Raw genomic sequence first — 15,855 nt, 5'->3', positions numbered from 1 at the left:
ACCCCCTCACCCCAGCCCTCTCCCCCAAGGGGGAGAGGGGGAAAGGGAGCAGATTTGTGTAGTTTTCGAGCCTGAGTTCGCCGCGATATTTCAGGTCGGCGTAGCTCGAAAGAACACCTCGGTCAGTCCCCTCTACCTCCGGGAGAGGGCTAGGGTGAGGGGCAAAAATCCCCCAGACACCGCGCACAAAAGAACAGGAGTCACCGCACCATGAGCCGCGCCCCAGACACATGGATTCTGACCGCCGACTGCCCCAGCGTGCTCGGCACGGTGGACGCGGTGACGCGTTTTCTGTTCGAGCAGGGTTGCTACGTCACCGAGCACCATTCGTTCGATGACCGGCTCTCGGGTCGTTTCTTCATTCGCGTGGAATTCCGTCAGCCCGACGGCTTCGACGAGCAGTCCTTCCGCGCCGGCCTCGCCGAGCGTGGTCAGGCGTTTGGCATGGTCTTCGAGCTGACTGCGCCGAACTACCGGCCGAAAGTGGTGATCATGGTCTCCAAGGCCGATCACTGCCTCAACGATTTGCTTTACCGCCAGCGCATCGGCCAGTTGTCGATGGACGTGGCGGCGGTGGTCTCCAACCATCCGGACCTCAAGCCGCTGGCCGACTGGCACCAGATTCCCTACTACCATTTCCCCCTCGACCCCAACGACAAACCGGCGCAGGAGCGTCAGGTGTGGCAGGTGATCGAAGAGTCCGGCGCCGAACTGGTGATCCTCGCCCGCTACATGCAGGTGCTGTCACCGGAGCTGTGCCGCAAGCTCGATGGCAAGGCGATCAACATTCATCACTCGCTGCTGCCGGGGTTCAAGGGCGCCAAGCCGTATCACCAAGCCTACAACAAAGGCGTGAAGCTGGTCGGCGCCACGGCGCATTACATCAACAACGACCTCGATGAAGGGCCGATCATTGCCCAGGGTGTCGAGGCGGTGGATCACAGTCATTACCCGGAGGATCTGATTGCCAAGGGGCGGGATATCGAGGGCCTGACTTTGGCCCGGGCGGTTGGTTATCACATCGAAAGAAGGGTGTTTTTGAACGCCAATAGAACTGTCGTTCTTTAGATCGCTAAAAGATCGCAGCCTTCGGCAGCTCCTACAGGGGATGCGACTTATGCAGGAGCTGCCGAAGGCTGCGATCTTTTGATTTACCGAGCACTTAACGCGCTGCCTGCCTGGGCAACGCGGTTCCATAAAAACAACAGCGAGGTGAAAGCATGTCTGGCAATCGTGGTGTGGTGTATCTCGGCGCTGGCAAGGTCGAAGTACAGAAAATCGACTATCCGAAAATGCAGGACCCGCGTGGCAGGAAGATCGAGCACGGGGTGATTCTGCGTGTGGTGTCCACCAACATTTGTGGCTCCGACCAGCACATGGTGCGCGGCCGTACCACGGCGCAGACCGGTCTGGTGCTGGGCCACGAAATTACCGGCGAAGTGATCGAAAAGGGTTCCGACGTCGAGAATCTGAAGATCGGCGATCTGGTCTCCGTACCGTTCAACGTGGCTTGCGGGCGCTGCCGTTCCTGCAAGGAGCAACACACCGGCGTCTGCCTGACCGTCAACCCGGCCCGTGCCGGCGGTGCTTACGGTTACGTCGACATGGGCGACTGGACCGGCGGCCAGGCCGAATACGTGCTGGTGCCGTACGCTGACTTCAACCTGCTGAAACTGCCGGATCGCGACAAGGCCATGGAGAAAATCCGCGACCTGACCTGCCTCTCCGATATCCTCCCGACCGGTTATCACGGTGCAGTCACGGCGGGCGTTGGCCCGGGCAGCACCGTTTACATCGCGGGCGCCGGCCCGGTCGGTCTGGCCGCTGCGGCCTCGGCGCGTCTGCTGGGGGCGGCGGTGGTGATCATCGGCGACGTCAACACCATCCGCCTGGCGCACGCCAAGGCTCAGGGTTTTGAAGTGGTCGACCTGTCCAAGGACACGCCGCTGCACGAGCAGATCGCCGAGCTGCTGGGCGAGCCGGAAGTCGATTGCGCGGTGGATTGCGTGGGCTTCGAAGCGCGCGGCCACGGGCATGACGGGGTGAAAGCCGAAGCCCCGGCCACCGTGCTCAACTCGTTGATGGGCGTGGTGCGCGTCGCCGGCAAAATCGGTATTCCGGGCCTGTACGTGACCGAGGATCCGGGTGCCGTGGACGCCGCCGCGAAAATGGGCAGCCTGAGCATCCGCTTCGGTCTGGGCTGGGCCAAATCCCACAGCTTCCACACCGGCCAGACCCCGGTGATGAAGTACAACCGCCAACTGATGCAGGCGATCATGTGGGACCGCATCAACATCGCCGAAGTGGTCGGCGTGCAGGTCATCAGCCTCGACCAGGCGCCGGAAGGCTACGGCGAGTTCGATGCGGGTGTGCCGAAGAAGTTTGTGATCGATCCGCATCGGTTGTTCAGTGCGGCGTAAGTAAAGAGGGCGACCCACGGGTCGCCTTTTTTTAGATCAAAAGATCGCAGCCTTCGGCAGCTCCTACAGGGATCGATGTGGGAGCTGCCGAAGGCTGCGATCTTTTGATTTTTGCAATCAGAGGGCTGCCAAAGCGCCTTGGTACAGCACCGGACCCGTCGGCTGCCCGGTCGGCGAACCACCTTTCGGCTCCAGACTCACCGCCAGCGCAATCTGCTGGCCGATCAAGACTTTCTGCGCCGCGCTCAACTCGACCTTGCCTTTGCCGCCTGCAGGAATCACCCCCAGCGAAATCGGCTTGCCGTCTGCCGGTATCGCCCACAGTTCCAGGCTGCGATCTGGCCCGACTGCCGCCAATGTCAGCGGTTCGACTTGCAGATAGTCTGCATGCGCTTCGACCTTCAGCGCCGGTTGCGCGTCGGCACTCAGCAGGGTGGCGCGGTAGCGGGCGTCGTCGCGGTTGTACAGGGAGCCGAGGAATACCAGCACCACGATCGAGCAGAGTGCGGCGGTGACTCGCAGCCAGTTCCAGAGCGGACGTTTTTCCGGGACGTGCAGCACTTGCGGCTCTATGCGTGCGGTGATGCCTCGCCACACCCGATCCGGCACCGATTGCTCTGGTACTGCGTCGGTCAGGCTGGCAAGGCTTTCCTGCCAGTGAGCGAGTTCTGTGCGCAGTGCTGCATCGTCCAGCAGCAATTGTTCAAAGCGCCGACGCGCCGCCGCCGACATCAGGCCAATGGCGTAATCGGCAGCGAGGGCGCGGCGCAGGGCGGGGGTCTGGTAGTTCATGATTCAAGGCACCTGCGCAGACGTTCCATGCCACGGCGAATCCACGATTTCACCGAACCCAGCGGCGCGGCCAGGTGTTCGGCCAGTTCCGCGCAGGACAGGCCCTGAAAGTAAGCGACGCTGATCGACTGGCGCTGCATGCCGTCGAGGGTGTCCAGGCAACGGTGCAATGCGCTGGCTTCGCGGCTGCTGTTCAACAGGTCGTGAGCCGAAGGGCCTTCGTCCGGCAGTGTGTCCTGTTCGAAATCGGTCAGCGGCCGTTCGCGTTGTTTGCGCAACTGGTCAATGGCCTGATGGCGGGTGATGTTGATCATCCAGGTCAACGGTGCCGACAAATGGGCTTCATAGCGTGAGGCGTTGTTCCAGATGCGCACGAAGCTTTCCTGCAGCACTTCCTCGGCCAGATCCGCCCGGCCCATGAAGCGCAAGGCCACGCCGTGCAGGCGCGGGCCGACGCTGCGATAGAGGGTTTCGAACGCAGCACGATCGCCCAGTGAGCACTGGGCCAACAGCTGGCGCAACTGATCGGGGTCGGCGATGGAAATGACGGCTCTCCAGGCAATGGGCGGGCGACGAGGGCGCTGCTCGGGCTGTTCACAGGCTAGTTCAGCGACAGCGCTTGTGCCATTCATCTCGGGTTATCCGCGGTTTCACGTTTTATATACGTGGCTATGCTGAAAATGGATGCGCCGGCGAGGAACATGCCGGTTGAAACCCGGTCAAATCGGCAGTTTTGCCGCTCATAGACGGGCGGTTACCACAGCGCAAGAGGATGTCTGAATGAAGATTTCACGCGGTATTGCCTTGGCTTCACTGATGACCCTTGCAGCGAGCCCGGTGTTTGCCGGCTTCAGTCTGGACGATGTGACAAAAGCGGCTGCAAGCATGCAGGGTGGCAACGCTGCGACCGCCGCCGCGCCGACCTCGGAAACCGCCGGTTTGCTGCAAGCCGTTACCGGTCTCGGTGTTACGCCTCAGCAAGCCGTCGGTGGCACCAGCGCCATGCTCGGCCTGGCCAAGAATCAGTTGAGCAGCACCGATTATTCGCAGTTGGCCAAAGAAGTGCCGGGCATCGACAAACTGTCGGGCGGCAGCGGCAACCTGGCGGCGTTGAGTGGTTTGCTGGGTTCGTCGGGCAAGTCGGCCGGGCTGGAAAACGCGCTGGGCAACGTCAAGGACACCAACGACCTGAACAATGCCTTCGGTGCGTTGGGCATGGACAGCGGCATGGTCGGCCAGTTTGCCCCGGTGTTGCTCAAGTACCTGGGTGACCAAGGCGTCGGCGGCCCGCTGCTGCAGAGCCTGGGCAGCATCTGGGGCGCCGGCACCGGTAGCTGATTCAGCCGCGCTCGTAGCGCTCGCCGCGCAGTTCGCTGATGCGCTGATCCTTCTCGGTCCAGAGCTGGTTGACCCAGTTCTGGACCTGCTGGCGAAACTGCGGATCGTTCTCGTAATCGCCCTGCGACAGTGCCGGGTCGAGTTCGCGGGTCTGGATGTCGACAATCACCCGCGGCACGCTGCCGCTGATCAGGTCCCAGAACCCCGGAATCTTCTCCTGTGGATAAACCACGGTCACGTCGAGCAGCGCATCCAGCTGTTCCCCCATCGCCGCAAGAACAAACGCCACACCTCCCGCCTTGGGTTTGAGCAGATGCTTGAACGGTGACTGCTGCTGCGCGCTTTTCGCTGCGGTGTAGCGGGTGCCTTCCAGATAATTCACCACCGTCACCGGCTGGCGTTTGAACAGCTCGCAGGCCTGTTTGGTGATTTGCAGATCCTTGCCCGCCAGTTCCGGGTGCTTGGCGAGGAACGCCTTGGTGTAGCGCTTCATGAACGGGTAATCCAGCGCCCACCACGCCAGACCGAGGAACGGCACCCAGATCAGTTCTTTCTTGAGGAAGAACTTGAAGAACGGCGTGCGCCGGTTGAGGGTCTGGATCAGCGCCGGAATGTCGACCCACGACTGATGGTTGCTGATGACCAGATACGAAGTGTCACCGCGCAGGTCTGCGCCGCCGCGGATGTCCCATTGGGTGGGAATGCACAGGCGAAAGATCAGTTTGTCGATCTCGGCCCAGGTCTCGGCAATCCACATCACCGCCCACGAGGCGTAATCGCGCCAGCGCCCGGGCGCGATCAGCTTGAGCAGGGCAAAGACCAGCAACGGCCCGATCAGGATCAGGGTGTTGAGCAACAGCAGCAGGGTGACGAAACAGCCGGTGAGCAGGCGGCGCATAAGCAACTCTATGAAGGCGGATGGGCGCGCCATGATAAGTGTCTTCGGGTGACAGGCCAAATCGATGGTGACGAATGTTTCACCTTTTAACCCTTAAGATCAAAAGATCGCAGCCTTCGGCAGCTCCTACCCGATCGCTGTAGGAGCTGCCGAAGGCTGCGATCTTTTGATCCTGATTGAGCCGAACGAATTCAAAGGCCACGGTCTAAAATCCCGTTGCCCAACTCCCCAAGGAAGCCCTCTACGTGAAATCCCTCCTTGCACTGTTTGCCCTCGTCGCCCTGCCGGTCATGGCAGCCGAACCGACCCTGTACGGGCGTTATGAATACATCGCGCTGCCGGAAATCGGCGGTGAGGTGCTCAAGGCCAAGATGGACACCGGCGCGCTGACCGCCTCGCTGTCGGCCAAGGACATCGAGACTTTCACCCGCGACGGCGAGAACTGGGTGCGCTTCCGTCTCGGCACCAAGGACGCCAGCAACAAGGTCTACGAGCACAAGATCGCGCGGATCAGCAAGATCAAGAGCCGCTCGGACGAAGAGGACGAAGGCGACAGCACTGAAGTCGCCAAACGCCCGGTGGTCGATCTGGAACTGTGCCTGGGCAACGTCAAGCGCACCGTTGAGGTCAACCTGACCGACCGCAGCAACTTCAACTACCCGCTGCTGATCGGTGCCAAGGCCCTGCGCGAGTTCGGCGCGGCAGTGAACCCGGCGCGGCGTTTCACCGCCGACAAGCCGGACTGCTAAGTGGTCTCATTGACGTAACGTCAGGCTTGGGGCACCGTTCGCGCACTTAACCCATGGGCTCGGACGCCATGCCTCATATCCTGATTGTCGAAGACGAAGCGGCGATTGCCGACACGCTGATTTTTGCCCTGCAGGGCGAGGGGTTCGCCACCACGTGGCTGAGCCTCGGCGCGGCGGCGCTGGAGTTTCAACGGCAGACCCCGGCTGACTTGATCATTCTCGATATCGGCCTGCCGGACATCAGCGGTTTCGAAACCTGCAAACAGCTGCGGCGCTTCAGTGAAGTGCCGGTGCTGTTCCTCAGCGCCCGGGACGCCGAGATCGATCGGGTGGTGGGGCTGGAGATCGGCGCCGACGATTACGTGGTCAAGCCGTTCAGCCCGCGTGAGGTTGCGGCGCGGGTACGGGCGATTCTCAAGCGCATGGCGCCGCGTCCTGTGGTCGAAGCGTCCTCGACGCTGTTCCGCATCGATGCCGAGCGCGTGCAGATCACCTACCGCGGCCAGCCATTGAGCCTGACCCGCCACGAATTCCGCCTGTTGCAATGCCTGCTCGAACAACCGCAGCGAGTCTTCAGTCGCGAGCAATTGCTCGATGCGCTGGGGGTTGCCGCCGACGCCGGCTACGAGCGCAGCATCGACAGCCACATCAAAAGCGTGCGCGCCAAATTGCGCCTGGTGCGGGCCGATGCCGAGCCGATCCAGACCCATCGCGGCCTCGGTTACAGCTACAGCCCGGGGCACAGCTGATGTCGTTGGGGCTGCGGATTTTTCTGGTGTATGTGCTGTTTATCGGCCTGACCGGTTACTTCGTGCTCAACACGGTGATGGAAGAAATCCGCCCCGGCGTGCGCCAGTCCACCGAAGAAACCCTGGTTGACACCGCCAACCTGATGGCGGAGATTTTGCGTGATGATTTCAAGGCCGGCACGCTCAGCGAAAACCGCTGGCCCGAATTGTTGCGTGCCTACGGTGAACGCCAGCCGCAGGCGACCATTTGGGGTTTGCCGAAAAATCAGGTCAACCACCGCATTTACGTCACCGACGCCAAAGGCATCGTGGTGCTGGATTCCAGCGGCGTGGCGGTCGGTCAGGATTACTCGCGCTGGAACGACGTCTACCTGACTTTGCGTGGTGAGTACGGCGCTCGTTCGAGCCGCAGCGATCCGAATGATGCGAACTCCTCGGTGATGCACGTCGGTGCGCCGATCCGCGACAACGGCCGGATCATCGGCGTGGTTACCGTGGCCAAACCCAACAGCTCATTGCAGCCTTATGTCGATCGCACTGAGCGGCGTTTGCTGTTTTACGGTGCCGGGCTGATCGGCCTCGGTCTGCTGTTCGGCGCTTTGTTGTCGTGGTGGCTGAGCCGCGCGCTGCACCGTTTGACCGGGTATGCGCAGGCGGTGAGCGAAGGCCGGCGAGTGGAAGTGCCGCATTACCGTGGCGGTGAACTGGAACAACTGGCCACAGCGGTGGAGCAGATGCGCACCCAGCTCGAGGGCAAGGCTTACGTCGAACGCTACGTGCACACCCTGACCCATGAATTGAAGAGTCCGCTGGCGGCGATTCGCGGTGCCGCGGAATTGCTGCAGGATGAGATGCCAGCGATTCAGCGCCTGCGTTTTGTCGGCAATATCGACAGCGAAAGCGCGCGGATGCAGCAACTGATCGAGCGGCTGCTGAACCTGGCGCAAGTGGAGCAGCGTCAGGGGCTTGAAGAGCGGGTGGCGGTGCCGCTGGCGGCGCTTGTCGATGAACTGTTGCAAGCGCAGGCTGCGCGGATCGAAGGCCGGCGTCTCAGGATCGAGCAGGCGATTGCACCGGACCTGATGCTGATCGGCGAGCCGTTTCTGCTGCGTCAGGCGCTGGGCAACCTGCTGGAGAATGCGCTGGATTTCACCCCGGTCGCCGGGTTGCTGCGTTTCAGTGCCGAACGTGTCGGGGAACAGGTCGAGTTGCGCTTGTTCAACGAAGCCGCCCCGATTCCCGAGTACGCCTTGCCGCGCTTGAGTGAACGGTTTTACTCATTGCCGCGTCCGGACAGTGGGCGCAAGAGCACCGGGTTGGGGCTGAACTTCGTGGCAGAGGTGGCCAAGTTGCATGGCGGCCAACTGTCGATCAGCAACGTGTCGGGCGGTGTGCAAGCCGTTCTGAGCCTGCCCTGAAACCTGACGGACAGGCGCAAGCTCAGGGTGTGGACGAGGCCGCTGCGGTGTGCTGAAGCTTTTTCCGATGGGCGAAGTTCAACGCTGGCTGCTCCACCAGACGCCATGAAGCGATTGCCAGCGCGATCACGATCAGCGCCGAGACAAACATGGACGGCAGAAAGCTCAGGTGGGACTTGTTGATGACCAGTTGCTGGACCGGGAACGCATACAGGTAGATTCCGTAAGAAATATCGAATCGGCCCCGGATACTTTTGTCGACGTAGAGCAGGCCCAGACTCAGGGTGACCAGCGCACAGCCCAGCGTCGCCAGCACTGTGGCCAATGGGGTGCCGACACTGAGGCAGATCAATCCGGTCCCGACCGCCAGAGCGATCGCCAGCACACGGGGATTGCTGAGGTACTGTCTGTGAAAGGCAATCACGGAACCGGCAAAGAAGGCGATACCAGCACCGCAGTAGGTCGCCAGTTTTTGCGCCATGGCGCCGGACACTGCACTACTCAAGACATACGTTGCCACGGCAAACCCCGTCAGCAGGATCCATGGCAACAGGGCTTTTCTATAAAGACCGAGGGCCGCCGCCAGCAGCAAGTAAAAGCCGAATTCGATCTTCAGCGTCCAGAGGCTGCCATTGAAGGACTCGTTGAAGATAAATCCATCGGTAATCTGTTCGATGGTGGCCCGACCGAAAACCGAGATGCGCAAGAAGTCGAGCGCTGCACTTGAGCCTGTGACATAGCCTTCGGCAAAGAGTGCGCCGGCAATATAAGTCATAGCGAAGGCGCAGAGGATCAGTGCCGGAAATATGCGGGCAACGCGCTTGGTCAGGTAGTCGGTAAAGCTTGTGGAATTGACGAAGCTGCGGGTGATCAGCAGGCCGGAGATCGCAAAGAACGCGGTCACGGCGATCCCGCCCAGCGAGTTGAAGCCGGCGATGCCCGGCTCTGGCAGACCCCACAGCGCAAAGTGATGGCTGACCAGCACCATGAGTGCCGCAATGTGCCTGATCAAGTCGAATGAGTTGTTGCGCAACGTACGGGCCCTTTAGTTGAACATTGCCAGGATTGAAAGGAAAAAGCGTTTTACAGGTATTTCCACACAAAGCCCACATAACCTCCACAACAAAACCATACATCGCTTTCAGACTCGCTCCATTCCAACAAGGGAGCGTTCTCATGAATAGAAGTCTCACAATAAAGCTCGGGGTGATTGCCCTGTTGATCCTGCTGTTGCTGATACCGCTGCTGATGATTGACGGCATCATCGATGATCGCCAGCAACTGCGCGACGGCGTGCTCGAAGACATCGCCCGCAGCTCCAGCTACAGCCAGCAACTGAGCGGGCCGGTGATGGTAGTGCCGTATCGCAAAGTGGTGCGCACCTGGAAGATCAACGAGAAAACCAGTCAGCGCTATGAGGAGCTCGGCGAAGAGCGCGGTCGCTTGTACTTTCTGCCGGAGCGCTTCGAGCTCGACGGCCAGGTGCAGACCGAGCTGCGCAATCGCGGTATTTACGAAGCGCGACTGTTCCATGCCGACAATCGCATCAACGGGCATTTCTCGTTGCCGGCGCAGTTGGGGATCAAGGAAGACTTTGCCGATTACCAGTTCGACGCGCCGTTTCTGGCGGTGGGCATCAGCGATATTCGCGGCATTGAAAACGCGCTGAAACTGGAACTCGATGGCCAACGTCTGGACTTCGTGCCCGGCACCCAGGTGGGCTGGCTCGGCGAAGGCGTGCGGGTCACGCTGCCGGCGCTGGATACCCGCAACGCTACGGAGCTGACCTTCGGTTTCGACCTGCGCCTGCAAGGCACCGGTTCGTTGCAGGTGTTGCCGGTGGGCAAAAGCAGTCACGTCAGTCTTGCCGCCAACTGGCCGCACCCCAGTTTTGTCGGCAACTTCCTGCCGGGCAAACGCGAGATCAGCGACCAGGGTTTCAGCGCTGATTGGCAGACCACATTTTTCTCCACCAACCTGCAAGAAGCCATGAGCCGTTGCGTGATGGGCAATGACTGCGAGGCGTTCAACGGGCGCAGTTTTGGTGTGAGTTTCATCGATCCGGTGGACCAATATCTGAAGAGTGATCGGGCGATCAAATATGCGCTGTTGTTCATCGTCCTGACGTTTGCCGGTTTCTTCCTGTTCGAGGTGCTCAAGAGTCTGGCGGTGCACCCGGTGCAATACGCATTGGTCGGGGTGGCGCTGGCGTTTTTCTACCTGTTGCTGTTGTCGTTGTCGGAGCACATCGGCTTTGCCCTGGCGTATCTGCTGTCGGCCAGTGGCTGTGTGCTGTTGATCGGGTTTTATGTTTGCCACGTGCTGCACAGCGTGCGCCACGGCCTGAGTTTTTCTGCGGGATTGGCGGCGTTGTATGGCCTGCTGTATGGCCTGCTGAGCGCCGAGGATTACGCGTTGCTGATGGGTTCGCTGCTGTTGTTCGGCTTGCTTGGTGTGTTCATGGTGCTGACGCGCAAACTCGACTGGTACGGGATCGGGCAGAAACCGGCCAGGCCGCTGGAATTTGATGTGGGGGGGATGCAATGAGCGGGTTGCGGGAGGATCAGCGCTGGAAGGAAGAATTGGTGACGCGGATTGTCGGGTTTCTGCCTGTGGATGCGAGTTGGTGCCATCGCTGGCAAGCCAGCTCCCACAGGGTTTGTGCTGAAACAGAGGTCTCTGCCATACCAAAATCCATTGTGGGAGCTGGCTTGCCAGCGATGAGGCCAGAACAGGCGCGGCCGACTTAAGGCTTGGGCATCGTGGCGACCATGGACGGTCGCTGGCTCACCTCGAAATACCAGTTGGCCAGTTGCGGATTGGCGCTGCGCCAGTCCAGATCCGGATGACGCAGATCGATGTAGCCCAGTGCGCAAGCGACGCTGATTGCGGCCACGTCGAAGTGGCTGGTCAGCTCGGCGATGGCGTCACTTTCCAGATAGGCCAGGGCGCGGCGGATCTTCTCGCGCTGGGCATCGAGCCATTCGTCCCAGTGCTTTTCCGGGGCGCGCAATACCAGTTCGTAACGCACCATCACCGAGGCGTCCATGATCCCGTCGGCCAGCGAGGCCAGGGTCAGGCGCCGCCAGCGGGCCGAACCTTCGCGAGGGATCAGCGGATTGCCGACGTGCTGCTGGTCGAGGTATTCGAGGATCACGCGGCTGTCATGGATCACGCTGCCGTCGGCCAGATGCAGGGCGGGAATCTTGCCCAGCGGGTTGTCGGCGTTGAGCGCAGCGTCCGGGCTGACCGGAGTGAGGACGCAGTCTTGCAGGGCGACGCGATCCTGCTGGCCCGTCTCGTGCAACAGCACCATCACTTTGCGCACGAACGGGGAGAGCGTGTTGTGGAACAGGGTCATGCTGGGGGCGGACATTGGCAAACCTCGGTGGTCATCGAAGAACAGCAGGTTAGCCGTAGGAGCTGCGGAACGCTGCGATCTTTTGATCTTCATTTTAAAAAAGCATAAAGATCAAAAGATCGCAGCGTGCCGCAGGTCCTACAGGTATTCAGCTTCGCGGCAATAAACCTCTTATGGCCAGAAACGTCGGCACACCCAGCCCGACCCAGCTCAACGCATCCCAGATTCCATCCCCCAACAACGCCGCGAACAGCCCCGCCGCACTCAGCAGCGCAATAACCAGCGGCGTGCTGAACACTTTCCAGAAACTCGACTGACGCGGCTTCATGCAGCAGCCTCCGCCGTCACCGGTTTCACCGGTTTCACCGCTTTACGCCGTATCACCCACAGATACACGCCGCTGCCGAGGACAATGATGGTCAGCACGTCGAGGGTTGCCCAGAGGATCTTCATCGGCATGCCGCCGTAGTCGCCGAAGTGCAGCGGCTGGGACATGCCCATGGCGTCCATGTACCACGGGCGCTCGGCCACAGCGGTGACCCGCAGGGTGCTGGCGTCGATCAGCACCGGCGTCAGCAGGTGCGAGGTCAGGTGCGTGCCGCCCTTCATGAACACCGCGTAATGGTGCTCGCTGGAAAAACGCGTACCGGGGAAGGCGATGAAGTCCGGATTCATCCCCGGCGCCACGTCACTGGCGATGTCGAGCAGGCGGGTGGCGGGGGCCAGTCGGGTCAGCGGCGGGGCATCGCGGTAGGGCGCGACCATGGTGCTCAGCGTGTCATTGCGCCACGCGGCGATGAGCAGATCGGCGCAGGCGCTGATCACTCCGGTGACGCCGACCACCAAGGCCCAGGTCAGGGTGACGATGCCGATCAGGTTGTGCAGGTCGAGCCAGCGCAGGCGGGTGGACTTGTCCTGACGCACGGTGCCGAACTGCAAGCGGCGCATGAACGGCAGGTAGAGCACCGTACCCGAGATGATCGCGACCACGAACAGCACGCCCATGAACGCCAGCAGCAATTTGCCCGGCAACCCGGCGAACATGTCCACGTGCAGGCGCAGGATGAACAGCATCAGCCCGCCATTGGCCGACGGGGTTTCCAGCGCTTCACCGGTGCGCGCATCGAGCATGAAGGTGTGCGACGAGTTCGGTTCGGTGCCGGCGGTTTTCGCCATGATCGTCAGTACGGCGTTGGGTTCGTCGTCTTCGAAACCGAAGTATTGCACCACGTCGCCGGGGCGATGCTTTTCTGCGGCCTCGACCAGTTGCGCCAGGTTCAGGCGCGGCGTGTCGGCGGGCATCTCGCGTACTTGCGGGGCATCGCCAAGCAAATGCTCGATCTCGTGATGGAAGATCAGTGGCAGGCCGGTCAATGCCAGCAACAGCAAAAACGCGGTGCAGATCAGGCTGGTCCAGGTGTGGATGAACGACCAGCGGCGAATTGTTTTACTTTTCATTTCATGACCTTCAAAAACACCGAAGCCGTCCATGAAGGACGGCTTGGTGACAGGACCTGTTTCAGCTCACGCGGTTACCACTTGTAGGTGGCGCTGGCGACGACGCTGCGCTGGTCGCCGTAGTAGCAATAGAAGCCGTCGCAGGTGGAGATGTAATCCTTGTCGAACAGGTTGGTGGCGTTGACCGCGACCGATGCACCTTTGAGGCTGTTGTCCAGGCGGCCCAGGTCGTAATGCACGGAGGCGTCGAACACCGTGTAAGCATTGGCCTTGCCCAGCCAGGTGTTGCCCTGGTCGCCATAGGTGTTGCCGGTGTAACGCACGCCACCGCCGATACCGAAGCCGTCGAGCACGCCGCTGTGCCAGGTGTAATCAGTCCACAGCGAAGCTTGCTGGTTTGGCATCAGTTGCAGGCGGTTGCCTTTGTAGTCGCCTTTCTGCACTTCGGACTTGGCCAGGGTGTAGGCGGCAATCACTTTCAGGTTATCGGTGACGTCCGAGGTCGCCTCCAGTTCCAGGCCTTTGACTTTCACTTCGCCGGTCTGGCTGGTGATCGGGGTGTTGCCGACGGTGGTGGTGACCGCGACGTTTTTCTGTGTCAGGTCATACACGGCGGCGGTCAGCAGGGTCTTGCTGCCCGGTGGCTGGTACTTCACGCCCATTTCCCATTGCTTGCCTTCGGTCGGCTTCAGCGAACCGGTGGAGGAGGCGTCGGCGCCGGTGGTTGGCTGGAAGGATTCGGCGTAGGAAATGTACGGTACGAAGCCTGAGTCGAACACGTAGCTGAGGGCTGCGTTACCGCTGAAATTCTTGTCGCGCTGGGTGTTGGTGGCGTCGGCCTTGTTGAAGAATCTGGTGCCGGTGTGGACCCAGTCTTCACGACCGCCCAGCGTCAGGCGCCATTGGTCGAGGGCCATCTGATCCTGCACATAGAGGCCGGTCTGGTAGGTCTTCTGGTCGTAGTCGTAATACGCCGTCGAGCGATCCGGACGAACGATCGGCTGGCCGTAGATCGGGTTCAGCACGTTGGTTTTCAGGCCGTCACCGTAGATCGACAGGTAGTTGGTGTTGCTGCGCTGGTGATCCAGCCCCAACAGCACGGTGTGGCGAATGTCACCGGTGGCGAAGTCGGCCTGGAAGTTGTTGTCCACCGCGAACTGGCTGATGTCTTCGTCAACGCTGGTGCTGGTGCGCCCGACGTTACCTTGATCGTCCACCATGGTGTAGGGGTAGGAACCGACGGTCAGGGCCTGGAACGACAGGTCCGATTTGGTGTAACGCAGGTTCTGCTTGAACTGCCAGACATCGTTCAGCCGGTGTTCGAAGGCATAGCCGAGCGCGTAGTAAGTGCGGTCGTAGTATTCCCAATCCGGGTCGCCGAGGTTTTTGTGGTGCGAAACGCTACCGAACGGCATGTCGATCTTGGTGCCCTGCACCGGCAGGAACTGGCTGGTAATGCCGGTATCGTCGCGGGTGAACTGGCTCAGCAAGGTGAATTTGGTGTCGTCGTCGATGTTCCAGGTCAGGCTCGGTGCGATGTTGTAGCGCTTGTTTTCGATGTGATCGATTTGCGTGTCGCTGTCGCGCACCACACCGCTGATGCCGTACAGAAACTGCCCGGCATCGTCGATCTTGCCGGTGCTGGCGAAATTGATCTGGCGATGGTTGTCGCTGCCGTACTGCAACTGGATTTCGCTGCTGGCGTCGCTGCTCGGGCGCCGGCTGACCATGTCCAGCAGGCCGCCCGGCGGGGTCTGGCCGTAGACGGAGGAGGCCGGGCCGCGCAGCAGGGCGAGACGATCGAGGTTCCAGGTTTCCTGTTTCGGGTTGGCGTATACGCCTTTTGGCAGGGGCAGGCCATCGAGGAACTGGGTCGGCTCGAAACCGCGCACGCGCAGCCAGTCGGCGCGGGTGTCGCTGCCGTAGCTGCTGGCAGTGATGCCCGGCATGTAGCGCACGGCGTCATCAAGGCTGTGCACGCTGCGGTCGTCCATTTGCTGACGGGTCGCGACCGAGATCGAGCGCGGTGCTTCGACCAGCGCAGTGTCGGTCTTGGTGCCGGCGGCAGTGCGGGTGGCGGTGTAGCCTTCGACCGGACCCCAGGCGCTTTCGTAGTTTTCCACGCCGATCACTGCGGTTTCCGGCAGCGCTAGTGTTCCTTCTGGGACGGCAACCAGGGTGTAGGTGCCAGCGCTGCTTTGTTCCAGTTGCAGACCGGTGCCACGCAGGGCGGCACGCAGCGCGCCGGCGGCATCGTATTGGCCGCTGACCGGTGCCGAGGTCTTGCCGGCGGCCAGCGACGGATTCAATGACAGCGCGAGGCCGCCCTGGCTGGCGATCTGGTTCAGGGTGGTCGACAGCGGAGCGGCCGGCAAATTGTAGGCGCGCACGCTGGACGCCTGTTCAGCAGCGAGTAACGGGCTGCTGAGCAGCGGCGCGCTGAGGGCAATGGCGACGGCCAGCAGACTGGGGCGCAACAAGGTGTCTAGCGAACGGGACATGCGAAGGCTCCTGAATGGAAATATTTCTCAATTGCCTGTGTGCCGGACGAGAATTGAAAAGTGATAGGGCTGGATGAAAATAATTTCGATTAACTGAAAGTGGGGCTGCTGATTCGCGTGGCAACATTGGTTTTGTGCAGGTGCGGGCGGCCCCATCGCTGGCAAGCCAGC

Annotated in this window: 15 protein-coding genes; 7 read left to right on the top strand and 8 right to left on the bottom strand. The window is 61.2% G+C overall.

Annotated features, from left to right (window positions below):
• Nucleotides 1–210 precede the first annotated feature (210 nt).
• Nucleotides 211–1,068: a formyltetrahydrofolate deformylase gene (gene purU / locus JN524_RS24350; protein WP_003228959.1), complete on the top strand. Its 858-nt coding sequence runs from the start codon at nucleotides 211–213 to the stop codon at nucleotides 1,066–1,068.
• Nucleotides 1,069–1,220: 152 nt separating this feature from the next.
• Nucleotides 1,221–2,420: a formaldehyde dehydrogenase, glutathione-independent gene (gene fdhA, locus JN524_RS24345; protein ID WP_047596484.1), complete on the top strand. Its 1,200-nt coding sequence runs from the start codon at nucleotides 1,221–1,223 to the stop codon at nucleotides 2,418–2,420.
• Nucleotides 2,421–2,537: 117 nt separating this feature from the next.
• On the opposite strand, the gene JN524_RS24340 is transcribed toward fdhA, so the two are convergent.
• Nucleotides 2,538–3,212, bottom strand: a complete 675-nt coding sequence (locus JN524_RS24340; RefSeq protein WP_202370989.1) for an anti-sigma factor — start codon at nucleotides 3,210–3,212, stop codon at nucleotides 2,538–2,540.
• Nucleotides 3,209–3,844, bottom strand: coding sequence for an RNA polymerase sigma factor (locus JN524_RS24335; protein WP_202370988.1), 636 nt, complete (start codon nucleotides 3,842–3,844; stop codon nucleotides 3,209–3,211). The genes JN524_RS24340 and JN524_RS24335 overlap by 4 nt, the downstream gene beginning before the upstream one ends.
• A 148-nt stretch (nucleotides 3,845–3,992) precedes the next feature.
• Here JN524_RS24335 and JN524_RS24330 point away from each other — a divergent pair, with 148 nt between their 5' ends.
• Complete coding sequence (locus JN524_RS24330; protein WP_135296719.1) at nucleotides 3,993–4,550, top strand: DUF2780 domain-containing protein; 558 nt, start codon at nucleotides 3,993–3,995, stop codon at nucleotides 4,548–4,550.
• A gap of 1 nt (nucleotide 4,551) precedes the next feature.
• Here JN524_RS24330 and JN524_RS24325 read toward each other — a convergent pair whose 3' ends face one another.
• Entirely contained in the window at nucleotides 4,552–5,448 is an 897-nt protein-coding gene (locus tag JN524_RS24325) for an acyltransferase (protein ID WP_202370987.1), read from the bottom strand.
• A 245-nt stretch (nucleotides 5,449–5,693) separates the two neighbouring features.
• On the opposite strand from JN524_RS24325, the gene rloA2 reads away from it, so the two are divergent.
• From rloA2 to creC, 3 genes are all read left to right on the top strand, one after another.
• A complete protein-coding gene (gene rloA2 / locus JN524_RS24320) occupies nucleotides 5,694–6,197 on the top strand; it encodes a retropepsin-like aspartic peptidase RloA2 (RefSeq protein WP_041069928.1) in 504 nt (167 codons plus the stop codon).
• Between the two features lie 68 nt (nucleotides 6,198–6,265).
• Entirely contained in the window at nucleotides 6,266–6,946 is a 681-nt protein-coding gene (gene creB, locus JN524_RS24315) for a two-component system response regulator CreB (RefSeq protein WP_202370986.1), read from the top strand.
• Complete coding sequence (gene creC, locus JN524_RS24310; protein WP_202370985.1) at nucleotides 6,946–8,364, top strand: two-component system sensor histidine kinase CreC; 1,419 nt, start codon at nucleotides 6,946–6,948, stop codon at nucleotides 8,362–8,364. The genes creB and creC overlap by 1 nt, the downstream gene beginning before the upstream one ends.
• A gap of 22 nt (nucleotides 8,365–8,386) precedes the next feature.
• Here creC and JN524_RS24305 read toward each other — a convergent pair whose 3' ends face one another.
• The gene (locus tag JN524_RS24305) at nucleotides 8,387–9,397 is read right to left on the bottom strand and encodes an acyltransferase family protein (RefSeq protein WP_202370984.1); all 1,011 of its coding nucleotides are present in this window, start codon (nucleotides 9,395–9,397) and stop codon (nucleotides 8,387–8,389) included.
• 143 nt (nucleotides 9,398–9,540) lie between these two features.
• Here JN524_RS24305 and creD point away from each other — a divergent pair, with 143 nt between their 5' ends.
• Entirely contained in the window at nucleotides 9,541–10,911 is a 1,371-nt protein-coding gene (creD, locus tag JN524_RS24300; RefSeq protein WP_202370983.1) for a cell envelope integrity protein CreD, read from the top strand.
• 199 nt (nucleotides 10,912–11,110) lie between these two features.
• On the opposite strand, the gene JN524_RS24295 is transcribed toward creD, so the two are convergent.
• The 4 genes from JN524_RS24295 to JN524_RS24280 form a co-directional block, all read right to left on the bottom strand.
• Entirely contained in the window at nucleotides 11,111–11,740 is a 630-nt protein-coding gene (locus JN524_RS24295; protein ID WP_202370982.1) for a glutathione S-transferase, read from the bottom strand.
• A 133-nt stretch (nucleotides 11,741–11,873) separates the two neighbouring features.
• Nucleotides 11,874–12,053, bottom strand: a complete 180-nt coding sequence (locus tag JN524_RS24290; RefSeq protein WP_202370981.1) for a hypothetical protein — start codon at nucleotides 12,051–12,053, stop codon at nucleotides 11,874–11,876.
• Nucleotides 12,050–13,183 carry a PepSY-associated TM helix domain-containing protein gene (locus JN524_RS24285; RefSeq protein ID WP_202370980.1) on the bottom strand — a complete coding sequence of 378 codons (1,134 nt, stop codon included), beginning with the start codon at nucleotides 13,181–13,183 and terminating at the stop codon, nucleotides 12,050–12,052. The genes JN524_RS24290 and JN524_RS24285 overlap by 4 nt, the downstream gene beginning before the upstream one ends.
• A 74-nt stretch (nucleotides 13,184–13,257) precedes the next feature.
• Nucleotides 13,258–15,684 (bottom strand): TonB-dependent siderophore receptor, encoded by a 2,427-nt coding sequence (locus JN524_RS24280; RefSeq protein WP_202370979.1) that lies wholly within the window; start codon nucleotides 15,682–15,684, stop codon nucleotides 13,258–13,260.
• Nucleotides 15,685–15,855: the final 171 nt, after the last annotated feature.

The organism is Pseudomonas sp. MWU318 (assembly GCF_016756945.1).
GTDB lineage: Bacteria > Pseudomonadota > Gammaproteobacteria > Pseudomonadales > Pseudomonadaceae > Aquipseudomonas > Aquipseudomonas putida_A.
This window is presented reverse-complemented; position numbering and strand designations above follow the sequence as displayed.